19 protein-coding genes and 1 pseudogene are annotated in these 25,295 nt (G+C 69.8%); 5 read left to right on the top strand and 15 right to left on the bottom strand.

Annotated features, from left to right (window positions below; translation table 11 throughout):
* Nucleotides 1-266: 266 nt before the first annotated feature.
* Nucleotides 267-1,184, top strand: a complete 918-nt coding sequence (locus tag DIE06_RS23000) for a LysR family transcriptional regulator (RefSeq protein WP_124663312.1) — start codon at nucleotides 267-269, stop codon at nucleotides 1,182-1,184.
* A 336-nt stretch (nucleotides 1,185-1,520) separates the two neighbouring features.
* Complete coding sequence (locus tag DIE06_RS22995; protein WP_124663311.1) at nucleotides 1,521-2,612, top strand: alpha/beta fold hydrolase; 1,092 nt, start codon at nucleotides 1,521-1,523, stop codon at nucleotides 2,610-2,612.
* A gap of 18 nt (nucleotides 2,613-2,630) precedes the next feature.
* Here DIE06_RS22995 and DIE06_RS22990 read toward each other — a convergent pair whose 3' ends face one another.
* Together DIE06_RS22990 and DIE06_RS22985 are read right to left on the bottom strand one after the other, a co-directional pair.
* Nucleotides 2,631-4,400, bottom strand: a complete 1,770-nt coding sequence (locus tag DIE06_RS22990) for a histidine kinase (protein ID WP_124663310.1) — start codon at nucleotides 4,398-4,400, stop codon at nucleotides 2,631-2,633.
* A gap of 81 nt (nucleotides 4,401-4,481) precedes the next feature.
* Nucleotides 4,482-5,900 (bottom strand): HD domain-containing phosphohydrolase, encoded by a 1,419-nt coding sequence (locus DIE06_RS22985; protein WP_124663309.1) that lies wholly within the window; start codon nucleotides 5,898-5,900, stop codon nucleotides 4,482-4,484.
* 220 nt (nucleotides 5,901-6,120) lie between these two features.
* On the opposite strand from DIE06_RS22985, the gene DIE06_RS22980 reads away from it, so the two are divergent.
* Nucleotides 6,121-6,414, top strand: coding sequence for an antibiotic biosynthesis monooxygenase (locus DIE06_RS22980; protein WP_124612774.1), 294 nt, complete (start codon nucleotides 6,121-6,123; stop codon nucleotides 6,412-6,414).
* A 97-nt stretch (nucleotides 6,415-6,511) separates the two neighbouring features.
* Nucleotides 6,512-7,246 (top strand): ABC transporter substrate-binding protein, encoded by a 735-nt coding sequence (locus DIE06_RS22975; RefSeq protein WP_124663308.1) that lies wholly within the window; start codon nucleotides 6,512-6,514, stop codon nucleotides 7,244-7,246.
* 84 nt (nucleotides 7,247-7,330) lie between these two features.
* On the opposite strand, the gene DIE06_RS39090 is transcribed toward DIE06_RS22975, so the two are convergent.
* On the bottom strand, nucleotides 7,331-7,630 hold the full coding sequence (locus DIE06_RS39090; protein WP_260433747.1) for a helix-turn-helix transcriptional regulator: 300 nt from the start codon (nucleotides 7,628-7,630) through the stop codon (nucleotides 7,331-7,333).
* Nucleotides 7,631-7,705: 75 nt separating this feature from the next.
* A pseudogene (locus tag DIE06_RS39085) lies at nucleotides 7,706-8,314 on the bottom strand (cupin domain-containing protein); the annotation flags it as partial.
* Between the two features lie 135 nt (nucleotides 8,315-8,449).
* On the opposite strand from DIE06_RS39085, the gene DIE06_RS22960 reads away from it, so the two are divergent.
* Nucleotides 8,450-9,286, top strand: coding sequence for an alpha/beta hydrolase (locus DIE06_RS22960; RefSeq protein WP_124663305.1), 837 nt, complete (start codon nucleotides 8,450-8,452; stop codon nucleotides 9,284-9,286).
* Nucleotides 9,287-9,433: 147 nt separating this feature from the next.
* On the opposite strand, the gene DIE06_RS22955 is transcribed toward DIE06_RS22960, so the two are convergent.
* The 11 genes from DIE06_RS22955 to DIE06_RS22905 form a co-directional block, all read right to left on the bottom strand.
* On the bottom strand, nucleotides 9,434-10,915 hold the full coding sequence (locus tag DIE06_RS22955) for a hypothetical protein (RefSeq protein ID WP_124663304.1): 1,482 nt from the start codon (nucleotides 10,913-10,915) through the stop codon (nucleotides 9,434-9,436).
* 134 nt (nucleotides 10,916-11,049) lie between these two features.
* The gene (locus tag DIE06_RS22950; RefSeq protein WP_124663303.1) at nucleotides 11,050-12,045 is read right to left on the bottom strand and encodes a hypothetical protein; all 996 of its coding nucleotides are present in this window, start codon (nucleotides 12,043-12,045) and stop codon (nucleotides 11,050-11,052) included.
* Between the two features lie 3 nt (nucleotides 12,046-12,048).
* The gene (locus tag DIE06_RS22945) at nucleotides 12,049-13,350 is read right to left on the bottom strand and encodes a hypothetical protein (RefSeq protein WP_124663302.1); all 1,302 of its coding nucleotides are present in this window, start codon (nucleotides 13,348-13,350) and stop codon (nucleotides 12,049-12,051) included.
* 3 nt (nucleotides 13,351-13,353) lie between these two features.
* Nucleotides 13,354-14,751, bottom strand: coding sequence for a hypothetical protein (locus DIE06_RS38395; protein WP_185733452.1), 1,398 nt, complete (start codon nucleotides 14,749-14,751; stop codon nucleotides 13,354-13,356).
* A gap of 33 nt (nucleotides 14,752-14,784) precedes the next feature.
* Nucleotides 14,785-15,837, bottom strand: a complete 1,053-nt coding sequence (locus DIE06_RS22935; protein WP_124663301.1) for a hypothetical protein — start codon at nucleotides 15,835-15,837, stop codon at nucleotides 14,785-14,787.
* Nucleotides 15,838-15,887: 50 nt separating this feature from the next.
* On the bottom strand, nucleotides 15,888-17,690 hold the full coding sequence (locus DIE06_RS22930; protein WP_124663300.1) for a hypothetical protein: 1,803 nt from the start codon (nucleotides 17,688-17,690) through the stop codon (nucleotides 15,888-15,890).
* Nucleotides 17,691-17,748: 58 nt separating this feature from the next.
* Nucleotides 17,749-19,221, bottom strand: a complete 1,473-nt coding sequence (locus DIE06_RS22925; RefSeq protein ID WP_124663299.1) for a S8 family serine peptidase — start codon at nucleotides 19,219-19,221, stop codon at nucleotides 17,749-17,751.
* Nucleotides 19,218-20,036 (bottom strand): hypothetical protein, encoded by an 819-nt coding sequence (locus tag DIE06_RS22920; protein ID WP_124663298.1) that lies wholly within the window; start codon nucleotides 20,034-20,036, stop codon nucleotides 19,218-19,220. Before DIE06_RS22920 ends, DIE06_RS22925 begins: the two co-directional genes overlap by 4 nt.
* Nucleotides 20,033-20,296: a hypothetical protein gene (locus DIE06_RS22915; RefSeq protein WP_124663297.1), complete on the bottom strand. Its 264-nt coding sequence runs from the start codon at nucleotides 20,294-20,296 to the stop codon at nucleotides 20,033-20,035. The genes DIE06_RS22920 and DIE06_RS22915 overlap by 4 nt, the downstream gene beginning before the upstream one ends.
* Nucleotides 20,293-21,462, bottom strand: coding sequence for a hypothetical protein (locus DIE06_RS22910; RefSeq protein WP_124663296.1), 1,170 nt, complete (start codon nucleotides 21,460-21,462; stop codon nucleotides 20,293-20,295). The genes DIE06_RS22915 and DIE06_RS22910 overlap by 4 nt, the downstream gene beginning before the upstream one ends.
* Nucleotides 21,463-21,481: 19 nt before the next feature.
* Entirely contained in the window at nucleotides 21,482-25,288 is a 3,807-nt protein-coding gene (locus DIE06_RS22905) for an N-acetylmuramoyl-L-alanine amidase (protein ID WP_260433742.1), read from the bottom strand.
* Nucleotides 25,289-25,295: the final 7 nt, after the last annotated feature.

Below are 25,295 nucleotides of genomic sequence, written 5' to 3'. Positions count from 1 at the left end.
ATAGCCCTACTTTAGAGATTCCCGAAAAAACGTAAAGAATCGATTTGGAACCGAAAACGTTCCGAAACGGAATCCCAGGAATCGGGCGGCGGCCGCATCGTGACGGCGCCGACCATCGCCATGCAGGCATGTCGAAAGGCACGTCCGCGGCGCGCCGCACCCGCGTCGTCGTGGTAATTTCTGACATTCCCGGATTACCCGGAAACCGGCTGAATCGACCCAAAACCTTCCGACCCGGAACGTTTCGACACGCGGAGACTGCACCGATGCGCGACATCGACCTCAAGACACTGCGGTTGTTCGTGGCCGTGTGCGACCACGGCAACATCGCGCGTGCCGCGAAGGAAGCACACATCGAGCCTTCGGCGATCAGCAAGCGCATCGCGCAGCTCGAGAGCGATCTCGGCGTGCCGGCGCTGACGCGGTCGCGACGCGGCGTCACGCCGACGCCGGCCGGCATCGCACTGCTCGAGCATGCGCGCAGCATGCTGTTCACGATGGACCGGATCGCGGCCGACGTCACCGCGATCGGCGACGGGCTGCAAGGGCGCGTGAGCATCTGCGCGTCGGCGTCGGCGATCGCGGAAGTGTTGCTGGACGACATCGCGTCGTTCATGCGCGATCCCGCCAACCGGAACATCAAGGTCGACGTGGAAGAGCGGCTGTCGCGCGACCTCGTCCGGCAGGTGCGCGAAGGGGCATCCGCGATCGGCGTGTGCTGGGACAACGTCGACTTGCAAGGGCTGCAGGCGCGTTCATATCGCCATGACCGGCTGGCGCTCGCCGTGCATCCCGAGCATCCGCTGGCCGGCCGTCAATCGGTCGGCTTCGACGACACGCTCGAATTCGAGCATGTCGGCCTGCCGCCGGCCACGGCCGTTCACACGATGCTCAAGCGGGCAGCCGCGGACCGCGGCCGGACCGTGTCGTACCGCGTGATCGTGTCGAGTTTCGACGCGGCGTTTCGCGTCGTGGCCGCCGGCCTGGGGATCAGCGTGATTCCGGTCGAAGTCGCGGCGGCTTACCGGCAGTCGCTCGGCGTGCAGGTGATCCCGCTCACCGATGCATGGGCCCGGCGTCGCTTCATCGTGTGTTTCCAGCGCTTCGATACGCTGCAGCCCGCCGCGCAGCGGATGGTCGATCATCTCGCGAGTCGCGCGGCGCGTGACGACCACGGGCAGTAGCGAATTCCGGCTCGTCGGCATGCGCGGCAGTACCCATTGAACCGGACGGGCGACAGCCCGAAGCATTCACCGATTCGTCACGGAACGGTCTCGCTCGATGCGCGCGACGCCTGCTAGCATGGCCCATGGCCTGTCCGAATCGCGACGACGGTTGGGTTGTAAAGATGTCGCGTGGCGTGGTGGTGATCGGCCAGCCGACTCCGTGCCGGTCACGCCGGCGCGCTTCGACGCGGACGCGTGCCGCAGCACGAATCGTGCTCTGCCCGCACGCGACTTCCATCCGACGGCCGGCTGCGCCGCATGCTGTTGCGCGCGCCGCCCGAACGAGATTCGTCCATGCCCAGGAAAAAATCCAGCCTCTGGCTACGGCCTTTCGACCTGTTGACCGCCGCGACGCGCACGCGGCCCAAAAGGAAGACGACCCAACCGGCGGCGCCTGCCAAGCGCACTGCCAAGCGCCCTGCCGACACACGGGCCACGCGTCGCACCGGGTCCGTGCCCACCGCCCGGACATCGCCCCGCCAGGCACCCGGCACGTGGCTGCGCTCGTTTCATTCCGCGCGTCCGGCCGCCGGCCGCCTCGTCAACCATCTTGCCTACGCGCTTTACCTGCCCGCCGCGCCGGCGACGACCTCGGGCATGCCCGTCGTCGTCATGCTGCACGGCTGCAAGCAGACGGCCGAGTCGTTCGCCGCGGGCACCCGTATTTGCCGCGTCGCCGAGCGCGCCGGGTTTGCCGTGCTGTTTCCCGAACAGGCGAAGACCGCCCACTCGCATCGCTGCTGGAACTGGCATGGCGATGCGTCGCAGTCGGAGGCCCCGGCGGTCGCGTCGCTCGTCGACGCGATCGTGCGCGAGCGCGGGTTCGACCGCGACCGCGTCTATCTGGCCGGCATGTCGGCCGGCGCCGGGCTGGCCGCGCGTCTGGCGATCGAATTTCCCGATCGCTTCGCGGCCGTCGGCCTGCACTCCGGTCCGGCCATCGCGCCGCCGTTGTCGACGATGGCCGCGATGAGCCTGATGCGCCGCGGTCTGCGCGACGATCCGATACGCGTCGTCGACGCATGCGTCGACGTGCGCGCCTTTCCGGGCATGCCCGCGCTCGTCGTGCATGGCGGACTCGATACGGTCGTCGCCGAGCACAACGCACGGCAACTCGGCGTCGCGTTCGCGCGGCTCAACCGGCTCGTCGACGAACAGGGTGAACCGCGCGTCGGCGAGCAACAAACGTACGCGCTCGACGATGCGGCGTACACGGACTATCTGCGCGGTGGCACGCTGATCGTCCGGGTCTGCATCGTGCGCCGCCTCGCGCACGCATGGAGCGGCGGCGATCCGCGCGAAGCATTCCACGCCGCGACGGGGCCGGACGCAACCGCGATGTTCTGGCATTTCTTTCGACGGCGGCGGCGCAAGCGGGCGCGGTGACGACGCCTCACCGCGCGCTCATGCCCGTTGCTCGACTGCCGCCGCGTCCACGTGGCCTTCCGCGCGCCGGATCGGCAGTCGAACGCAGAACGTCGTGCCGCGCCCCGGCTCGCTCGTCACATCGATTGCGCCGCGATGGCGCTCGACGATGCCGTGCGACACCGACAACCCCAGCCCCGTTCCCTGCCCGACCGGCTTCGTCGTGAAGAACGGATCGAAGATCCGTCGCACGATGTCGGGCGTCATGCCGGTTCCGGTGTCGCTGATCGCGATCGACACCTGCTCGCCGTCGCTCGACGTGCGGATCGTGATCACCCCGCGCTCGGGAATCGCGTGCGCCGCGTTGACGAGCAGGTTCATGAATACCTGGTTCAACTGCGACGGAATACATTCGACGTGCGGCACGTCGCCGTATTCGCGCACGATGTCGGCCTTGTACTTGAGTTCGTTATGGGCGACGTTGAGCGTGCTTTCGAGGCCCGAGTGGATGTCGACCACGCTCCACTCGCCGCTGCCCGGCCGCGAGAAATCGCGCAGATCCTGCACGATGCGCCGCACCCGCACCGCTCCATCGATCGATTCGTCGATCAGCGTCACGATCTCGTCGCGCACGTAGTCCAGATCGGCCGCGGCGTGCAGCGCCGCCAGCGCGTCGCGCGCCGGGGGCGCCAGCTGCGGCAGCGCGGCTTCATGCGCGGCGATCACGTCCAGCAGGCTTCGCACCCACGTCCTCAGCGTATTGAGGTTCGCGCTGATGAAGCCGATCGGATTATTGATTTCGTGCGCGACACCGGCCGCGAGCTGGCCGATCGACGCGAGTTTTTCCGATTGCAGCAATTGCACGTGGGTGTCCTCCAGCGCCCGCAGCAGGCGCCGCTGTTCGTCCTTCTCCTGTTCGAGCCGGATCTGCGCCGCCCGGCGCTCCACGATCTCGGTCGCCATGTTCTCGCGCGTGCGTTGCAGCATCGCCGTCGTCTGCTCGTAGCGCCGCAACGCCGTTTCGAGCTCCGCGGTCCGCAATCGCACCAACCGTTCGAGCGTGTCCGTCATGCCGCGCAGAAAGGTCGTGCGTGCATCGAAGCGGCAGACGAGCAGCGTGACGATCAGCGTCGCCGTGGTGAACAGCGCAATGGTCGTCGCGAGCCACGGCGCATCGATACCGTTCGCGGCACCGCAGCGCGCATCCGGCGCGAAATGCGCGGCCGCCATCGCGGTGTAGTGCATGCCCGTGATGGCGATGCCCATGATCAGCGCGGCGCCGATGCGTTGCGCGGTCGCATGGCGCGCCTGTTGCGCGCGCAACGTCTGCGCCATCCAGAGCGCGACGGTCGACGCGATCACCGCCACGCCGATCGACGCCGCGAACAGCGCGGGATCGTAGCGGATGCCCGGCGCCATGCGCATCGCGGCCATGCCCGTGTAGTGCATCCCGACGATCCCTGCGCCCATCAACGCGCCGCCAACCAACAGGCGCCCGCGGCTCAACCGCGCGCGCGTGACGACGTTCAGCGCGAAATACGACACGAGCACCGCGATCGCCAGCGACGCGCCGGTATCCGGCAGCGCATACCCGAGCGGAATCGGCAGCGACAGCGCCAGCATGCCGACGAAATGCATCGACCAGATCCCGGTGCCCATCGCGGCCGCGCCGCCGGCCAGCCACGCGCGCTTGAGCTTCGGGTCGTCGAGCAGCGCAATGAACGCGGCCAGGTCGAGCGCCGTATAAGCGGCCAGCGTCGCGATGACGAGCGACAGCAGGACTAGCAGCAGGTTGTAGGTGCCATGCATGATCGAGCGTCCCGGTCGAATTGAACGCGTTGCCGCGACGCGCGGTCGATCGCGCGCCACGGCCGTGCGGTGTGCTGGATGTCACGCAGGCGGTGTGTCGGCCGGCGTCGGCGCCGGCGCCTGCGTTGACACGGCAGTGCCGGTCAGCACGAGAATGTCGAACGAGGTGCCTTCGCGTGCCTCGAAGCGGCGCACGAGCTCGATCTGGTGCGCCGACATCACGCTGCCCTTCGTCATCAACAGCACGCCGCGATGCGTGCGCAGATCGTCGGCGAGCTGCATCCCTTCGCGCAGCTGCGCGGACCGGATCTCCGCGACGGACGCCGCGATGCCCAGGCTCGCCGGATCCCGCGTCAGCTCGATGAAGCGCGCGACGAGCAGCGGGTCGTAACGCACGCCGGCCTGCGAGTGCAGCACGTCGATCGCCTGCTCGACCGAATGCGGCGAACCGATCTCGCCGTTGCGCAGCCCTTCGAAGTCGCGCGCGATCGCGACGATCCGCGAGCCGAGCGGAATCGCGTCGCCCGCCAGCCCGTCCGGCGTGCCGCGCCCGTTGAATCGCTCGTACTGGTGCAGCACGATCGACGCGACCTTGTGCAATTGCACGACCGGCGTGAGCACCATCTGCGCGCGCAGCGGATGCTGCTGGAACAGGCTGTGTTCGTCCGTCGTCATCCTGACGATCGGCTTGTGCAGCAGTTCGTCGGGCAATGACAGCTTGCCGATGCCGTGCAGCAGTCCCGCGAAATACACGTCCTGCGCGTGCAGGCTGCTCATCCCGGCCGACAGCGCGAGACGGCGCGCGATCTCGCCGACGCGCATCGCATGGCCGCTCGCCGATCCGCAGCGCATCTCGATCATGCTCGCGCAAACCTGGACCATCGCGGTGAAGCTGCTTTTCAGGTCGTGCTGCGCCGCTTCGAGGAACATCACGGTTTGCGCGAGTTCCTCGGTGCGCGCGCGCACCTGTGTTTCGAGTTCCGTGTTGAAACGGCGCAGCGTTTCGTTCTGCGCCTCGGTCAGCGCGGCCAGCCGCGCGGCTTCGCCGCGCAGGCGCCGCTGCTCGAGCGCCTGCGCGATGGTCATCAGCAGGTCGTGATCGTCCCACGGCTTGTTCAGGTAGCGATACACGCCGCCTTCGTTGACGGCCTCCACGATCGACGCGATGTCGGAATAGCCGGTCAACAGGATCCGCATCGTGTCCGGGTACAGCGAGCGGGCGCGTGCGAGAAACGCCGCGCCGCTCATGTTCGGCATCCGCATGTCGGACACGATCAGGTCGACGTCGGTCGACGCCAGGATGTCGAGCGCGGCTTCGCCGCTTTCGGCGGTCAGGATGTCGTAGCGCGCGGGCCGCAACACGCGCTTGAGCGCGGACAGCACACTGGGTTCGTCGTCGACCAGCAGGATCGACGGGGTCGCCGTGGCGTTGTCGGATGCGGCTTCGGCGATCGTTTCGGGTGGTGCTTCGTTCGTTCCGTCTATTGCGGATGTCGTCATGGCTGGCCTCGGATGGATTTATCTTCACCACCTCTGTGACATCGGCCGGATCACGCACATTCCGTATCAGGGAAAACGCTGACAAGCACGATGCAGACGCCGGCGTCATGAAAGCCGCATGCAACCACCGCGCCGACTTCCGGTATCGTTGCCGGATGCGCCGTCACGGCGCACGTCGCATCACGACCCGTTCGCATCATTCACCCCCTATGGAGCCTTCATGATTCTGGAAATGGCATCGCTCGAAATCGATCCGTCGCAGGCCGAGCCATTCGAGGCGGCGGTTCGCCAGGCACTCCCGCTGTTCGCCCGTGCGCGCGGCTGCGGCGGCGCCGAGCTGCACCGCGTGATCGAACGCAGCGGCGGCTACCTGCTCGTCGTCAAGTGGGACACCGTGGACGACCACATGGTGCATTTCCGGCAATCGGACGACTTCCAGGCGTGGCGGCAACTGGCGGGCCCGTTCTTCAAGAGCCCGCCGCAAGTCGTGCATACGGAAGTCGCGGTCAGGTAATCCCGCGATCATTGAACCGACACCCGAGGATGGCGCTTCCCGCGGCGCCCCGAGCGCCCGCGCAACCCGCGCACCCGATTCCCCCACGAGCCCTTTCATGCCCATCGATCCTTCCGTCCTCTCCGCGTTCACCCCGACCGGCAAGCTGCGCGCGTCGATCAATCTCGGCAACTCGATCCTTGCGAACCGCGACCCGGCCACAGGCGAGCCGTTCGGCGTGTCGATCGACCTCGCGCGCGCGTTCGCCGAGCGGCTGTCGGCCGAGCTGGAACTCGTGGTGTTCGACGCCGCCGGCAAGTCGGTGCAGGCGCTGACCGAAGAGCGCGCCGACTTCGGCTTCTTCGCGGTCGATCCGCTGCGCGGCGAAACGGTCGCGTTCACCGAACCGTACGTGCTGATCGAAGGCTTCTATCTCGTGCGTGACGATTCGCCGATCCGCGGCAATGCGGACGTCGACCAGCCGCACAACCGGGTGGCGGTCGGCAAGGGCAGCGCGTACGACCTGTTCCTCACGCGCGAGCTGAAGGCCGCGCAGATCGTGCGCGCGCCGACGTCGCCGGCTGTCGTGCCGACGTTCGTCGAACAGCAGCTCGAAGTCGCGGCCGGCGTGAAGCAGCAGCTCGAAGCCGATGCCGCGAAGACGCCGGGCCTGCGCCTGCTCGACGAGCGCTTCATGGTGATCCGCCAGGCGATGGGCGTGCCGAAGAGCCGCGGCGAAGCGGCCGCCGCGTTGCTCGGTGCGTTCGTCGAAGAGATGAAGGCGTCGGGCTTCGTCGCGGATGCGCTGAAGCGCCATGGGATCACGGGCGCGTCGGTCGCCCCCCTGGCGTGATCAGGATCGGACACCGGCTGACGCGACGACGGCGCCGGTGTCTCGTTCGACATCGGCGCCGCACGCCGGAAGCGTTGCGCGGACCTAATCGCTATTGGCGCGCCGCCACTGCATCGGCGACATCTCGTACCGTGCGCGAAACGCGCGGCTGAACGCCGCCTCGGACGTATAGCCGACGCGGTTCGCGATATCCGATACCGGCGCGCGGCTGTAGCGCAACAGCTCCGCCGCCCGGTCCAGACGCCAGGTCGTCAGATAGCTCAGCGGTGCCTGGCCCACGACCCGCTGGAAGCGATCCGCGAACGCCGAGCGGGACAGGTTCGACAGCTCGGCAAGGTCGTTGACGGTCCATGCGCGGCCGGGATCCGCGTGAATCGCGGACATCGCCGGATTGATCCTGCTGTCGATCGCGCCGGACAGCCAGCCGTGGCCCGTTTCCCCCTCCGTCGCCCAGGTGCGCAGCAACTGGACGAAGATGACGTCCAGCAACCGGGAGATCATCGCGGCGGCGCCCGCGCGCGGGCTCAATGCCTCGTCGAGGATGAAATGGCAGCTCAGCTCCAGCCACTCGAACGGCCGTTCCCGCAAACCCTTCAGCACCAGCACCGGCGGCAGCACGGACAGCAGGCGCCGCGACAGCACGCCGTCGAAGCCGAAATCGCCGCACAGCCACGTGGTGTCGCCGCTGCCTATCGTCAGGCGCTCACGGTCGTAGTACTGTGGCGCGAGCTCCGTGACGAGGCGGGCGGAACGGCCCGGCCGGTCGGCGATGACATGGCCGTGGCCATGCATCAGCATGACCAGGTCGCCCTGCGACGCCTGATAGCGCTAGCCGAGCCCCTCCACCTCGATCGTCACGCTGCCGCTTCGAATGATATGCAGGCGGTATTTCCCGGCAGGAAAGCGCAACCCGAAAGGCGCCGATGCCGCGCAGGTGAAAACCGTGTTGCCACGGATGCGGATCAGCTCCAGCACGTCGGAAAAGGCGTCGCGCCTGAACGCGAACGGATCTGCGCCATCGTCCAGCCCGGTCGGCGTTTCAGCAAAGAATTCCGGTTTTTCAGCCATGTCGCGTAGTCGGATGGTCCTTAAGATGGACACATCATTCACGCCGGGCGGTGCCGATGTCAAAGAGATTCGACGGAGCGCCCGGCACACTCGCGGGCGTGACGGGCGTCATCCAGCGACCACAGGAGCAGGCATATGAATCCGGAAACGCGTACCGACACGGTTGTATTGATACATGGCCTGTGGATGACGCCGCTGTCGTGGGAGCATTGGGTCGCCCGCTACGAGCAGCGCGGCATGCGGGTCATCACGCCAGGCTATCCGGGCATCGAGCCGGGCACGGCCGGGGTCGAGGCACTGCGCCGCGATCCGTCGCCGCTCGTGAACCTCGGCGCGCGCGAAATCTTCGAGCACCTCGCCGCAACGATCGCGGCACTCGACACGAAGCCGATCATCATGGGGCATTCGTTCGGCGGCGCGTTCGTGCAGCTCCTGCTCGACGCGGGCTTCGGCACGGCCGGCGTATCGATCGACGGTGCGGCGGTGAAGGGCGTGTGGGCGCTGCCGTTCAGCGAGATCAAGGCGACCTTCCCCGTCCTGCGCAATCCGGCCAACCTGCATCGCGCCGTGCCCATCACCGAGACGGAATTCCACTACGCGTTCACGAACAACCTGAGCCTCGCGGAATCGAAGCCGGTCTATGACCGCTACGCCGTCCCCGTGTCCGGGCGCATCCTGTTTCAGGGCGGCTTCGCGAACGTCACGCCGAATGCGGCGACGAGCTACAACTTCGCGAACGACCAGCGCGCACCGCTGCTCTTCATCGCCGGCGGCAACGACCACATCCTGCCGCCGACCGTCCAGCGCGAGAACTACGAGAAGAACGCGAAACGCTCGCGGGCGATCTCGGCATACCGGCTGTTCCCCGGCCGCAGTCATTACACCTGCGGCGAGCAAGGCTGGGAGGCGGTCGCCGACTTCGCGCTCGACTGGGCGCAGGCGCCGGTGGCAGGCGATCTCGGTCACGGTTGACGGGCGCCGGGGCGCTCGTCGCGAAGTCGCGTTGCGTTGTACAGGCTCTGCGCCGACGCCAGCCCTTGAAGGTTGCGCGATGCCGCCGTGGACCGCGCGGCCGCGACGTCCCGGCCTTCGAAACGGCCCGGCCAACGATATGCGCGTTCATGATGCTGCGCGGTGTCCCGCTGTCGTTGCGCCCGCAGGCGATCGAGGTGCGGCCGTCGCGGGACGCGCGGGCGACGGGGACGCAGCGGCGCTTGGCCCGGAAGCCGGCTGCGGCGCGGGTCCTGCCCCTGCTCCTGCTCCGGGTGCGGGTCTGGGCGCAGACGCCGTATTCGGCGACGACGCTGCCGGTTGGCTGGCGCTGGCACCCGCTGCCGAGCCTGACGCCGCGGAACCCGAAGCCGCGGGAGCGGTGACCGGCGGCGCGCGCAGCCCGCCGTCCAGCGAGGTCCGGCGCGCGGCCATGTCGGCCTGTTCGGCGCTGCGCTGCGCGGTGCGATCGGCAGACAGGCGCGCCGCTTCGGCATCCGGATTGATGGTATTGACGCGGATGCGTTCGATGTCGCCCACGCCCGCCAGCCGGTTCAACGGTACGTAATCCGTACGAAACACCAGTTCCACGCCGCTGCTCAGGTTGACGTCGGCGTGCGAACTCTCGGTCGTCTGGGTCCGGTCGGTCGACACGTAGCCGATCGTGCTCTGCACGTTGGCCTCGGCGCCCCAGGGCCCGAAGCGGGCACCCCCGCTCACGCCCACCGTGTTGCGCGTATCGAATTGCGAACCGCGATCGTTGGCGGCGGCGCTGCTCGCGTCGATATGGAAATTCATCGCGGCGTTGAGCCGCCCGCTCTCGATGACGATGCGCTGCAAACCCATCTGCACCATCGTCGCGAGCAACTGCTGGCGGTTGCGTGCCAGCACCTGTTGCGCGAGCGGCACCAGGCGCTCGGGATCGGAGGCCGACACCGCATCGCCCGGGCCCATTCCCAACGCACTGCGCAGCGCCGCTTCGGTCGGCGGCGTCGCGCCCGGGCGCAACGCCAGCCGGGTCGCGGCATCGCGCTCGGCCTGCAGTTCCTGCTGGCGCTGGCGGCGCTCGTCCGGCGGCAGGCCCGCCAGTTCGTCGGCGTCGTCCGCGGCCTCGTCGTCGCCGGTGACCTCGTACGCGGTCGGGAAATGCTCGGCCAGCCACTGCCGCGCGCCGGCGATGCCGACGTTGCTGTCCGCGAAGCCTTCGGTGGTCTGCGCGACATTGCGGATCAGGTCGACGAACGCAGTCAGCTGCTGCTGGTTCGAATCGTTCATCGCCTTGAATACACCCGTGATCAGCTCGGTGACGAAGCGCGGGAACGACACCGCGTCGAGCACCGCCCGCGTGGTGCCGGCCATCCGGTCGATGGCGGTGCCCGAATACTCCGAGCCCGCGTTCTGCGCGACGGCCAGCGCGGTGCCGGGACGCGCCGCGAGCGCGTCGTGGTCCAGCGCGAGCGAGCCGATCCGCACCAGCCCGGACGCGAGATCGCGGCGCGTGGCCGGATCGAGCGTGTCGAAGCCCTGCTGCGCGGAGAGCAGTTCGCGGACACGATGACGAACGTCGGGCCGCGGCGCCGGCGAACGCGCAAGGTGCGCGGTTGCCGTCATGTCAGCGGCTCCCCCGCGCGGCGAGTATCTCGCGACGCCTGAAGCCCGGCCGCGAGGGCGACGGCACGCGAGCCGCCTTCGGCACCCCGGTTGTGCCGCCCGTATCGCGACGGCCTGAGCGACGCGGTTTCATGTCAGCGCCCCAGTGCCGCCCACGCGTTCGGCGGCGCTCCCGCCCGCGAAGCCGGCGGCCCGGCGCGGCCGGCGTCCGCAATGACCGGCGCCGGGCCGTCGGGTTTCTCGCCGAGGCTGAGCGTCGCCTCGATCCAGTCGGCGGCGGCGGCGATCACCGGATTGTCGGTGCTCAGCAGCGGCGACGCGCCGTCCAGCACATCCGCGACGTCCGCCAGCCACGCGATCACGGTCATCCCCGCCTTGCCGCGCCGGACATAGGCGGCGGGCGGGCGCGGCGGCTGCCGCGAGAGCCGGCCGATGCCGGAAACCACGCCCCAGATGTCGCGCGCGGCGAAGCCGTGACGCAGGTCGGCATGGCCGAGGATCGCGAACGCGTCCCTGAGCATGCCGACGATCTCGCCGGCCATGAACGCGGTCACGCCGGTACAGGCGGCGCCGAGGTTCTGCGCGAGCGCGCGGGCGGCGTCGCGGACCCGCGCCTGATGCCCGAGATCCCCGCGCGGGTCGGCGCCCGGCGTCTCGTCGAGCTTGTAGAGCGCCTCGCAAAGCTCGAGCATGCACTCCTCGAACGGGACGTTGCGCCCGGCATCCGCGGCCGCCGGGCCGTACGCGGTGCCGAACAACCGCGAATAGAACGCCGCACGCTCGCCGGCCGCGAGCTTCTCGGCGCGGTGGCGCCACCAGTTGGCGACCAGCGGCTCCGCGCCGCCGAGATCGACGCCCACGGCGCCGCTCGCGGACAGGCCGGCGAGCGCCTCGACCGCGGGGATCACGCCCGCGGGCTCGAGATCGGCCGCCAGATAGAGCGACGCGAGCGCCCGCAGCTGCGCCTTGTCGACGCGTGCGGCAACGGGATCGGGAATCGCGATGTCGCCGAGCTCGTCGAGCGCGAACGCCAGGCCGTGCGCGGTCGCGCGCTCGACGAGCCGCTCCCCCGACCGGATGGCGGCCGCGAGCCCGGCATCCGCCGGCGGGGCGATGAGCATGCGCGCCATGATTCAGTGCTGCCCGGCGGGCAAACCGGCGGCGGGGGCCGGCTTGTTGGGGTTGTACGGCGTCGAGTTGCCCTGGATCACCGACATCATCTCGGGCGTCGCCATCTTCTCGAGCGGCAGGTAGTCGCTCTTGAAGTTGACGCGGACTTCGCCCGACAGCTTCGCTTTCACCTCCGCCTTCGATTCGCTGGTGTCGTCGAGCGCCGACCCGACGGTGGCCACGTGTTCCTGCTGCCCCTCGAACGCGGCGTCGGCGGAATACGGCGTGTACCAGCTGCCGTAATGCGCGTTGAGCGATTCCTTGTACTTCTGGCTCTCGCGGTCGTGCATCGACGCGGTGTAGGTACGCTTCGCGGTGTCGCTGGCGCGCATGTCGAACACCACCTTGGCGTTGATCGACCCGTCGGTGACGACGATGCGATTGATGCCGAGCATGACCATCGACGACAGCAGCTGCTGACGCTGCTTCGCCATCTGCAGGCGCGCCGCGGTGACGAGGCGCAGCTCGGACTTGTCGTCGGACAGGTCGGTCACCGGCGGATCGAGGTTGTAGTTCCGGCTGATCTCGGCAAGCCGTTGCTGCGCGTTGTCGCCCTGCGCCACCAGCCGCGTCGGCGCCGCGGCGGCGGCCGCGCCGGCGCTGTCCGCGTCGAACGCGTCGGCGCCGTCCTGCGCCTGCACCGACAGCACGTCAGGGAACGAATCGGCGAGATAGTCGCGGCCGGCCCCCTCGCTGATGTTGTCGCTCATGAACTGGGCGGTGGTCTTGGCGACATTCGCGATCAGCTCGCCATACGCGCGCATCTGCTCGATCGAGCTTTCGACGATCGCCTGGAACACGTTCTTGATCAGGCCTCCTACGAATTTCGGGAAATCGACCTTCTGCACCATCTGGCCGAACTGCTCGACGCCCTGCTTCACCGCGCCGGCCTGGAAGTCCTTGCCGGCGAAGCCGGGATCCTGCGCGAGCTGGCGCTTGGTCGCGGTGACGGGATCGTCGGCCAGCGCTGCGGCGGCCGGCGCCGGACGCGGCTGCGCGATCGGGCGCGCGAGGCCGGTCGGCGGCAGTTCGCCGTTCGCCTCGCGCTCGGCGATCTCGGCATGCACGCCGTTCGGATCGGCCAGGTAGGCGAGCACCCGCACCGTGTCGGCGGCGATGCGGCGGCGCTCGTCGTCGGGCAGGTCGAGGAACGACGGAATCGCGGTCAGCAGGCGGCGCACCTCGGGCCGCGTCGCGTCGAACGCGGCGGCGCTCGTCGGCGGCCGCACCGGGTGAAGCGCGTCGGGGGGAGCGGGCAGGCGCATGGCTCAGTTTCCCCTGGTCGGAGCCGGCGCGGCGGCCGGAGCCGGAGCCGCAGCCGCGGCCGGGGCTGAAGCCGGCGCGGCAGCCGGTGCGGCCGCCGCCGCGGCCGTTTTCGGACTGGGCAGCACGTTGGGATCGGCCGGCGTCGCGTTGCCGGTGATGGTGGCGATCATCTGCGGCGTCGCCATCTTGTCGAGCGGCAGGTAGTCGCTCTTGAAATTGACGTCGACCGCGCCGGACATCTGGATCTTGGTCTGCATCGCCGCGTTGCTGGTTTCCGACGCGGCAGTCGACGCGGTGATGATCGGCTTGTTCTCGTATTCGTAGTCGCCCTTCGCGTAGTAGTCCGCACTGTACTGGCGGCCGTTGTCCTTGTCGTTGCTCGAGTCGTACTTGCCGCCGCGATCGTAGGTGCCCTTGCCGGCATGGGTCGTCTGCACGTTGCCGTCCTTGTCGCGGGCGAGGTCGACCGCGGTCGCGCTACGCTGCTTGGAAAGCGTGTCCTGCGCGCGCACGTCGTAGATGATCTTCGCGGAGATCTTGCCGTCGGTGACGACGATGCGGTTGATGCCCATCAGCACGATCGAGGCCAGCATCTGCTGGCGCTGCTTGGCGAGCTGCATCTTGAAGCGGTTGACGATGGCCAGCTCGGAGGCTTCGTCCGACAGGTCGAAGGTATCGCCGTCGCCCATCTGCAGGCGGGCGCGCACGGTCTTCGACGCTTCGTCGGGGTCGACCCCGTCGCGCACCTGCACGCGCGGGCTCGGCGTATCGCCGCTGTCGTCCATGCCGATCTCGAACAGGTCGGGAAACTGGCCGACCATATGATCGCGCGCCTGGTTCTCCGTCACGTGCTCGTCGGCGAACTGGCCGAGCGATTTCGCCACCTGCGCGATCATTTCCTGATACGCCTTCATCTGCTCGATCGAGCTGTGGGTGATCGACTGGAACACGCCGCTGATCAGGCTGGCGACGAAGGTCGGAAACTTGACCTGGTTCAGCAGCTCGCCCGCGACCGCGGCACCCTCGTGCGCGGCCGACGCGGTGAACGTGGACTTGCCGATGCTGTCGACGGCCTGGTTGTGCGTGTTGAAATCCGCCTCGTGCGCCGAATGATCGGTGTCGTCCAGCGCGCGCGCCGGCGCGGTGCCCACACCGCCCGGAATCTCGTGGCCGGCGAACCCCTCGGGCCGCGCGAGGTAATCGGCGATCAACGCGGTGTTGCGCGCGATGTCGCGGCGATCGGCGTCGGGCATTGCGTTGAACGCCTGCGACCGGGTCAGCATCTGCGCGACGCCGTGGCGCACTTCGTCGGCCGGCACCGGCGGCGTGTGACGCGGGGCGGCCGCGGCGGCGCGCGGCGGCGGCGCGATCGGCGTGGAACGGGCAGCTTGCGGGAACATGGCGACCTCGCGGGAAACGCGTGACGAAGCGATTCAGTTGGCCTGGGCGGACGCGTCCACCGGCAGTTCGAACTCGATGGGGCGCAGGTAGAGACTCACCCGTGCCGGGCAGGCCGCGTCCGTGCGCAGGCTGATGATCGAGAAGCGCCCCGGCCAATGCGCGTCCTCCGGCGTGAACGCGCCCATCCATCGCTCGAGCGCCTGCAGCCCGCGCGGCCGCTCGGCGAGCCCCATCGTCAGCAGGCTGAGGAACGCCGGCGGCACGTCGGGGATCGCCGACAGCAGCACGTAGAGTTCGACATCCGGCCCGTCCGGCCCGAGCCCGAAGGCGAGCAGCGCGCCGTGCGGCGGCAGGTCGAACCGACCGCCGAGCACCAGCCCCAGGAGCTGCATGATGCCGGGCAGGCGATGACCGATGCCGAGCGCATCCATGACCGGCTGCAGATCGGTGAGCCGCAGTGCCTGCGTGCATGCGAACGTGAGCCGCTGGCCGCCGAGATCGCGCTGGGCCGCCATCGTGGTGAACAGCGGCTTGAGCCCGGGCACCATCCGCAGCGCGGCCTGGACGATGCCGGCCAGGTCGCGCGGCAGGTTATCGATCGTGCCGGTGTCGCCGGGCAGCTCGTAGTACACCTTGGACGCGTAGAGGCCGTCGCGGTCGTAGCTGGAGCCGAAGAACGCGCCGTAGTCGAGGTTGCCGCCGGGCCGCGCGAAGCCCCGGAACGGTTCGCTCGCCTGGTCGAACCAGTGCAGCGCTTCACGGCCGATGAAGTCCCGGATCAGCTTGCGCATTTCGCGGGTCGACTCGTCGCGCCGGTCGATCGCGGACGCCTCCGGCGGCAACGGCTCGATCGTGAAGCGCAGCTTGCCCGGCTGGCTTTCCGAGAAGCTGGGCTCGAACGGTACCGCCATCGGCATCAGCGCGTTGTCGCGGAACCGCAGATCGTCGGCGCCGTCGCCGAACGTGCGCAGGAACAGGTCGCGCGACGGCGCGAAGGGATCGGCGGTGCCGAGGCTTCGCGCGGCGCTCTTCAGGCGGCGTTCGACCCGGGCGACGACCGGTTCGCGGAATGAGGTCAGGGGCATGGCTCGGCTCCGGCAGGGTTCGGGAATGGCGCAGCGCACGCAACGCCGGTTCAGTGCGGGCGGTTCGAGTAGAAGCTCGCGCCGTTGTGCGTGCCGACACCGTAGCCCGCCTTCACCGGCACGCCCGCGCCGAGCCCGATGCCCGCGCCGATGTCGCCGACGCCGTCCAGCATCTCGCGCGCCATCGCCGGGATCGGCACCGGCTTCGACGTCATCTGCGGCGCCTCGCGCGGCTGCGAGAACTGCTCGATCTGCGTATCGGTGGTCGCGGTATCGGCCAGCCACAGCTCGCACGCGTTGACCAGGTCGTAGTCGGTGGGGTCGACCGTCGACTTGTGGTTCGACGAGACATCGGGATTGGCGATCTGGTCGATGCTGAGCAGCGGGCCGGTCGCCTTGTTGACGCGATCGACGTTGTTGGCCAGCCATGCGGTGATGATCGTGCCGCAGGTCGCCAGCGTGCGATAGCGCGAGCTGGTGCGCGCGCCGCCCAGATCGTAGGTCGCGACCTGGTCGATCACCTGCCACATGTCCTTGGCGCCGTAGCAGCCGCGGATCTCGGGATCCTGCAGCAGATCGATCATGAACTTGACCTGCGACTGGATCTCGCGCGCGGCGTAATGCGCCATGCCGTAGCCATGCAGCGACAGGTTGCCGGCGAGATCGCGGGCGGCCTTGCGCACCTGCTGGTGGTTGATCGGGTTCGGCACGCTCGCGCGCAGCAGCGAGTCGACTTCGGTCTGGCGCACGAACGACGACACCGACGACACGAAGCGGATCCACAGGTCGTTGAACTCGCGGTTGCCCGCGGTGTTCGGATCGCCGCCCGGCACGCCGAGCGTGATGGCCGCGAAGTTCTTGCGCTCCTGCTCGGAGATGCGGTTCGGCGTTTCGCGCCAGTAGCGATAGAGCAGCTTGCCGGCATTGCCCGGGCCGATCGGCAGCGTGCCGTGCTGGAACTGCTCGACGATGCGGTCGACCACCTGGAACACCTTGAGCTCGTCGAACATCGCGGCGACGATCATCGGGCCCATCACGCGCACGTTGTCGGCGACGATGTTCGCGTCCTCCAGATCCTCGAGGTTCGGCAGGTCGATGCCGAGATCGGCGATAGCGTCCTCGCCGCCGATGTTCTGGACGGTGTTCAGCTCCTCGTTGATGCGGCGGCGCAACTGCGGCTCGTCGGCCTGGATCTTGCGGGCCTGCAGGCCGCGCATCACGCGCGCGAATTCGGTGGTGACCACGCCCGGCTGCTCGCCGCCACGGCCGTCGGGATCGCCCTCGATACACAGCAGCGCCAGCGTCCGCTGCGCGAGCGCGCCGTACGAATTGGCCTCGCCCACCGCCGCGAAGAACTGGCGGGTAAAGGCGTTCATCAGCACGTTGTCGTCGTCCGGCACGGTCCTGCCGCCGTCGACCTTCACGGGCGGCGGCGTGGCGCCGTCCACCGCGAGGATGCCCAGCACCAGCGCGACGAGCGTGATCGACGCGGGCTCGGGATCCGCGCCGTTCGCGCCGTTCACACCATTGACGCCGCCCGCGTCGAGCGTGCCGAACACCAGCTGGCCGTTGATTTCGGAGAGCAACGGCGGGTTGACCAGCGACTTGCTGGCGAGCAGTTCGCGGGTGGCGACGAACAGCGGATCGCACACCTCCGCCACGCCGCCGGACGGCTGCGTGTCGTAGACGACCGCGAGGATGGCCTTGCACAGCGCGAGCTGCTCCCGCTCGGCGGCGACCGGCGGCCGCTTCAGCGACTCGAGCCGGTTGACGATATCGACCAGCCCGTCGCGTGCCCGGGTCTCGAGGTCGACGAGGTCGAGGAAGCGGACTTGATTGTTGACGTGAAACATTTAACTTCTCCTTGAAATCCGGTCGGTTCGGGGGAGTGAGCGGGATCCCGTGTGCAAGTCAGCCGTCGTCGGCACGGCCGTCCTTGCCCGTGCAACCGTCGTCGCCCGCCGCTTCATACGCGTCGATGCGGCCGGACAGCGCCCGCAGTGCCGCCGCCGCGTCGAGGATGCCGATGCCGCAGCCGTCGGCCGCGCCGGGCGCGAACGGGCGCGCGGTGGCAACGACCAGATCGCGTACCGTCGCGCCGTCGAGCGGATAGGCGCGACGCTGCGCGTGCGCGACGAGCAGCGCCGCGGCGCCCGCGACGAACGGCGCGGCGAAACTGGTGCCGGTCGCCAGCTGATAAGCCTCGATCGCGCTCGTCAGCACCCGTTCGCCCGGCGCGCACAGCGCGACGTGCGGGCCGCGCGTCGAGAACGCGGTCGGCCGGCCGTCGTCGCCCACGGCGCCGACCGCGATCACTTGCGGATAGGCGGCGGGCCAGTAGCGGGTCACGCGGCCGTCGTTGCCGCTCGCGGCGACCAGGATGCAGCCGCGCGCGGCGGCATACGCGACCGTGTCGGCATGCGGTTTCGGACGATTGGCGGCGATCGTCGCATCGTCGGTGCCGAAGCTCATGTTGATCACCTTGGCGCCGAGGTCGACCGCCAGCTTGAGCGCGCGATCGAGGTCGGCGATCGCGCCGAGCCCGATCGCATGCGCCTTGCCCGGCAGCCGGGCGGCCGCCAGCGCGCGCATCGGCAGGATCCGGCAGTCGCCGCCGAGCCCGCGCGGCATCGCCACGCCTTCAGCGGCGATGATGCCCGCGCAGCCCATGCCGTGACCGACGAAGCGATCCTCGGGAAAATCGCCGCGATGACCGTGACCGCTCAGCAGTTGCACGCCGGGCGACAAGTCGCCGGGCTCCAGCCGCACCGTATCGGCGCCCGCGCGGAATGCATGGGCGAATTCGGGATGCTGGCGGGCGATGCCGCTGTCGATGAGCCCGACCGTGACGCCGCTGTCGCCCCGCTCGATCGCGTGCGCGTCGGCCATGCGCACCAGCGCGCGCGCATCCTGCGCGAACCGCGCGGCCGGCGGCACGGGCGCGAGGCGGCCGGGCGCGTCCATCGGGACCATCGCCACGTAGTTGGGCGTCACGCTTTCCACGGTCGCGAGCTGGGCGAGCGAGTCGCACAGCGCGCCGATCGGCGTGCCCGCCGGCACGCGCAGCAGCAGCGTGCGGGCCATGCCCGTCATCTGTTCGATCGCGTCGTATCCGAGGTGCGCGTGCCCGGGCACCCAGCGCCCGGCTGCCGCGCTGAACGGGCGCACCGCGAGAAAGCGGCCGGCGAACGCGGCCAGGATGCGGTCGACCGGGCCACCGTCGATGCATTGCGCGGCGGCCAGCGCGCCGCGCGTCACGTCGCGGATCGACGGCACATGCTCGGGCGCTTCGCCGAGCACCAGCTTGACGAGCAGGCTGGTCGGCAGGCTGAACTGACGCTCGCCGGGCGATGCCCAGGGCGTGCCGAGTGCATGGATCGTCATGGCCGAGCCTCCTCATGACCGGGAACGGCGGCCAGGGTCATCGGCTTGGCCGCGGGCGCCGGCGGCGCGAAGGCGCTCAGGTCGAACGCCAGGGCGGCGGCATGCCGGCTCGTCGGCGAGACGGCGAGCTCGCCGGCCCACTGGTCGCGACCGGGCGCGAGCAGCAGTTCGTCGTCCGCCGATTGCAGCACGGCAACCGGGCGATTGCCGATCCGCACCAGCGGCGCGTGCGTGCCGTTGACGAGATTGCGTCCGATCACGCGCAGCAGCGGCGACGCATCGGGCTGCGCATCGGTGGCGGGCGCCACGGGCTCGACCCGCTCGACGCTCGGCGCGGACGCCCGATCGAGCGCCCGGCGCAGCCGGTCCACGGACAGATTGGTGACGCGGCCGATCGCATGCACCATGTCGCGCTGCTCGGCCTGCTGAAATTGCCTGACCGTGCGCACGCCGGCCCATTCCAGCCGCTTGCGGTCTTCGGCCGAGAGCTCGTCGCCCAGCGCGTCGAGCGGCTGGTCCTTGCTGTCCTCGGACAGCGCGATCGCGTTTTCCTCGATCGCCGGCCGCGTGATGGTCGTGAAGACGAGATGGAAGGTGCTGCTGTCGGTGTCGCCCGGGCCGGCGGGACGAATCCAGACCTCGCTTTCGACGAATTCGACATGGGCGCGCAGATCGAGGTTGACGTCCTTGATCGCGAAGGTCAGCGGCAGGTTGAGGTTGCGCGCCTTAATCGCCATCGCCGCCTGCGCGTTGTCGAGCTGGCTCTGCACGGCCTGGATGAAATCCTCGAGACGCAGGCTGGCGTTGCTGTTCATTGCCCCGCTCCATCGATCGGCACGGCTTCGAGCACGATCGCGAGCCGTGCCGGCTCCGGATCGAAGGCCGTGCGGGTCAGGAACCGCGGCAGCTCGCCGACCAGCTCGATGCCGTCGGCGCCCCGCGCGATGCGCAGGTCGAGCGGCAGTTCCATCACCATCGAGCGCACCTGCAGCCCCTGCGCCGCGCCCGCGGTCAGCTGTTCGGCAACGTCGGCGAACGCGCCCAGCGTCTCGCCCAGCGGCCGCGGCGCAATCATGCCGGTTCTCCCCGGCTGGATGCGGGCGCCGCTGGCGCGGTGGGTGCGGCCGGTGCGGCGGGCGTTGCAGACACCGCCGGCACGGTGGCGGGCGCCTGCGTCGCGGCAGGCGCGGGCGCCGCCACCGGCGCAACCTGCACAACCGGGGCAGCGGGCTGGGCGGCCGTCGCCGCCGGCGGTGCGATCCGCGCCGCCGGCCGGCTGTGCCGCTCCAGCAGATTGCGCGACGCCTCGTCGACGAAACGGTCGAGCGGCAGCGTCTCCGACGCGAAATTGATGCTCACTTTCCCGGTCAGCGTCGCCTTGAGATCGGTGTCGGTTTGCGCATTGACCGCAACGGTCGACACCGTGGTGACGACATCGCCCGAGCTACCCCGTCCGCCCCAGGTCGTCTGTCCCGACGACGGGTCGTTCGACGTCGCATACTGCACGGCGGCCCGATCGCGCGCCTTGGCCTGGAAATTGAGGCTGGCGGCGATCGTCCCGTCCTTGACCACGACCCGCTGCATGCCCAGCAGCACCATCGTCGACAGCGTCGACAACCGATGCTGCGCGACGCGTTCGCGGGCACGGGGCAGCACCACCGATTCGAGCGTCTGGGCGTCGAACGCGCCGTCGGCCGCACCGAAATCGGCGAGCCACGCGGGCGCGGGGGCCGCGTCGTCGTCGCCGGGCCGGACCACCGGCGCGAGGCGGTATTCGCCGCCGTCCTGCGTCAGCGTCACGTCGTGCGGATACTGTTCGACCAGCCACGCGCGCGCCTGCCCGTCGGTCACGTTCTCCTGCGTGAACTGGTCCAGCGGCTTGGCCACCGCGCCGACCAGGTCGGCGAAACTCTCGACCTGCTTGATCGAGCTGTCGACGATCGCGTCGTACGTGCCATGCACGAGGCTCGCGACGAAGGTCGGAAAGTCGATCGCATCGGCCAGCGCCGCCGCACGCCGGCCGATGGCGTCCGTCGCCTTCTCCTTGGGCGGCGCCGACGCACCCGGGGCACCGGGCGCCCCGCCGCCGGCCGGCGCCGCTTGCGGCAACGCGCCGTCCTGCCTGCCCGGGTCGCCCGATCCGGACCCGTCGACGATCTCGCGGCCGAACGCGTCGCGAGCCAGTGCCACCGCGGGCACGATCGCGCCGCGTGGTGGCGGAGGGGGAATGTGGCGAGCCATCGCGCGTGTCCCTCAGGGGTCAGGCAGGTTGCGGTTCGCGCGGCGCGGGCTGCGCGCCGCTTGCCGGGAGCGGCGGCGCGCTGTCGGCGCCGTGCACGGTCTGGAAGCGGCCGTCGCCGCTCAGCACCACTTCCGTCACGCCGACCTGATCCTCCTCGCCGGCATGCCGGAACGTAGTGGTGATGCGCAGCGTGACGCTCGCCCGCCCGGGCGTGCCGGAACCGCGACCGATATCCGCGCGGACGACCGCCGTCCAGCCGTCAAGCATCTGTCCCTGGCCCGCGGCAATCGTCACGTCGCCGACCGCGCCGCCCTGCCACGCCCAGTCGATCGACACCGGCGCCGACGTGCGGCCGCTCGGCCCGTCGATGTACGGCCAGTCATCGAGGGTGATGCGCTGGCCGGACATGCGCGGCTGGCCGGCGCCGCCCGCCAGCGCATTGGGGGGCTGGACCAGCCCGGCCAGCTGCGCGAGATCGTAGCTGCGCCCGTCGCGGCGCTCGGTGCGCCGGGTCAGGGTCACGCCGAAGCCGAACTCGCCGCCCGCGGGTGGCGGCTCGACACCGAGCGCGTAGCCCGCGCCCGCCGCGCTGCCGCGATTGATCAGGTGACCGAACGTGCCGCCCGAATGCATGAGCTGGATCACGCCGATGCCGGCCGCTGCCTCGTACTCCGATACGAAATCCTCGTAGGTCATGATGTAGCGGCTGCCGGTCGCGTGGGTCGGCGGAATGGTCCGCGCGCCGGGATGGCCCGGCGTGCCGACCACCCGGTCCAGCGGATCGGTGATCCGCACGAAATACGCGTCGCCGCTGCGATACATGCCCGTCACCACCACCGCATGGAAGAAGTTGACCGGCGCGCGCACGACTTCGGCGACCCAGATCGGCCCGTTCGCTTCCAGCAGCCGCCGAAAGCCTTCGGGCGCGAAGCACGCATTGGGTTCGACCGTGAGCGTCGACACAGCGGCGAACCCCGCCACCTCGGCCGGCGCCAGGCCGTCGCGCATCTGGCGCTCGAGGCTGATGCAGCGCGCCAGCAGCGTCGGATCGACGCTCTGGTTGTCGCGCCAGCCGAGCACCATCGACGCAGCCGTCGCCCAGCACCCCATGTCGGTGGGCTGCGGGGTCATCTGCACGTCGTCCCAGTTCACCGTCCAGTCGTCGGCGCCCAGCGTGCGCGCCGCGTCCGCGGTAACCGACAATGCCTGGCTCATGCCGAAGAAGCCGCGGCTCGGGATCGGCGCCTTCAGATGGCCGACATACGCGAGCGTTCCCGGGGCCATCGTGCCGGTCGACAGGCTGGCGAGATCGCCCGGCGGCACCCAGTGCGGCGGCACGCTGACGATCGGCTTGCCGGCGTCCTGGAACGACTGGGCGACCAGTTGCGAGCAGAAGAAGCTGTCGGTGTCGGCGCCCTCGCCGAGCTCGATGCGGCCGACGAAGCGGCGGCAGCGCTCCGCCGCATCGCCCGACAGCAGGTCGCACGCGCGGCGATCGATCAGGTAGCCGCCGCAGCGGACCAGCCCGACATAGTTGAAGCCGCGATCGAGGTAGTGCGCGGCGGCATCGGCGACCTGCCGCTGCTGCGTATCGGTCAGGCCCGGCACCCGAAACGCGACCGCGAGGCGCGCGTCGGCCAGCGCATCCGCGAGCGGGCGCAACTGGACCCCGCCGGGAATCGCCTCGATCACCTGCCCGCCCTGACCGACGTAGAGCATCGCGTGGCTGACCTCGGCGCCCGAGCCGGCGCGAATCACGCCGGAGCCGGGATTGCCGGTGGTGCTGAGAATGATGTCGCCGATCTCCAGCGCGTCGGTGCCGATCGACAGGCCGCCGACGCCGGGATCGAGCGGAATGTCGTCGCCGAGGCCGCGGGCGGCGAGCCCCAGCGCCTGGCCCGCCGCTTGCGGCTGGCAGGTGCGGCTGGTGACGAGCCGCATGTAGTAATCCCAGTCCCAGTTGCCGTCGGGGCATGCGGTATGGCCGGTCGAGGTGTCGGCCTCGCGATGGCCCATGATCGTCGTGCGGTTGACCGGCAGCTGATACTTGTCGCACAGCGATGCGACCAGCGCCGCCGAGGTTTCGTACTCGAGCTGGGTCGGTGCCAGCGCGTCGAAATGCTGGACGGTGCCGTTGCGACGCGGGTAGTCGGCGCCGCCGCGCTTCACCGCAATATGTTCGATGCCGATGCTGCGCTGGTTCGAGCCCTTGCAGTGCCACGCCGTGTCGGCCTCGGAGACGAACTGGACGACTTCGCCCTCCTGCCCGACCAGGTAATGCGAACTCACCTTGGACGACGCATTGGTGAAGGTATTCACCACCTGCTGGACGGTGGGCACGTCGGCGATGTGGATGATGATGCGGTCGATCGTCTTGCTGCCGCGCCCCTCGTCGAAATTCGGGCTGGCCGCGGTGCGCGTGACGAGACTGTTCTCGCGCGCCCCGAGCGCCAGCGCACTGGCCGTCGCGGGTGGATCGGCGGCCGTATCGTCGTCGCTGTATGGCGGCGTATCGATGCCGTAGGCCTCCGGATCGGCGCCCAGGCCGCGCGACCACGCGAGCGACGACGACGACGGCGACGGCGACGGCGTGGCGAGCGTGCCCGCCGCGGCGCGCGAGACGCCGACGAAGAGGCTCACCGGGCTGCCGACGCTGACGCCGGCCGACAGCGTGACGCCGACGAATTCGCCGCGGGCATTGAACAGTGCCGAAATGCCGCCGGCCGGGCTTTCGCCGACCATCACGCCCGCCGTCGTGCCGGTGCCCGAGAAATCGTCGATATGGCCGCGCAGCAGGCTGATCTGGCCGGTGAGGCTCGCCGACACGATGTAGCCGAAGTCGAGCTCGCCCGACACGAAGACGCCGATGTCGTCGCCATTGGCGTCGAAGATGAGGCCGACCGCGCCCGCGCCCCCGGTTTCCAGCCCGGCGCCCGCGCCGGCGCCGATCGAGACCGACAGGCCGTTGCGCAGCGCTACCGGCAGCAGCAGCATCAGCGACGCGGTGGCCGGGTTCGCGCTCAGTATCGCGCGCAGCGCGGCCCGCTCGACGGTCGACAGCTTGCGCGGTCGTGGCCAGGTAAAGCCGCGGCGCTCGCCGGCAATGCGGAACTCGGTATCCTCGCTCATGCCCTGCGACACGGGTGCCGGTGCGACGGCGAGCGCCGGGCGCGCGGCCGGCGCCGCTGCGGGCGGCGTCGCTGCGGGCGGCGTTGCGATCGGCGTGGCGGCATTGAGCGGCGGAAGCGGACCGAACCCGTCGTCGTAATGGACGTCATGGCGCGGCGCAGCGGGCGCGACGGCCTGCTGCGGCGGGACGGAAACGGCGCCCGGCGCGGCAGGCGCCGGGACGGCGGTCGCGCCCGGCCGCGCGTTGTCGCCCGCCCAGTTCAACAGCGGACTCCTGACGGCGGCGGTGCCGCGCGTCGGGAACACGCGGACCCTGCGCAACCCCCGGTCGCTGAGCCCCGACAGCGACACGTACGGACTGTCGGCATTCGGCAGCACGTCGACCGTCCACGCATCGGCATCGGGCGACGCGGCGGTGGCGAGTCCGAACCACAGCCGGCTCGCGCCCGCGAAGCGCGCCAGCACCGCGGGCGGCACCATGAACACCGCTTCGCCGCGCGGGATCGCCAGCAGGCCGTCCTCGCGGCTGGTATAGAACGTCGACGACGTGCGCCCGTCCTTGCGCATGAACAGCGCGGGATCGGTGGCGATCACCAGTTCCGCGACGCACGGCGCGTGGCCGACGCGAATCGTGAAGCCCAGCATCGGGAAACGGTCGGTCAGGACCATGCGGTTGGGATGGAGTTGCGCTGCCATGTCGTGT

Origin of the sequence: Burkholderia sp. Bp8998, from assembly GCF_003854235.1 — a bacterium.
In the GTDB taxonomy this organism is placed as follows: Bacteria; Pseudomonadota; Gammaproteobacteria; order Burkholderiales; family Burkholderiaceae; genus Burkholderia.
This window is presented reverse-complemented; position numbering and strand designations above follow the sequence as displayed.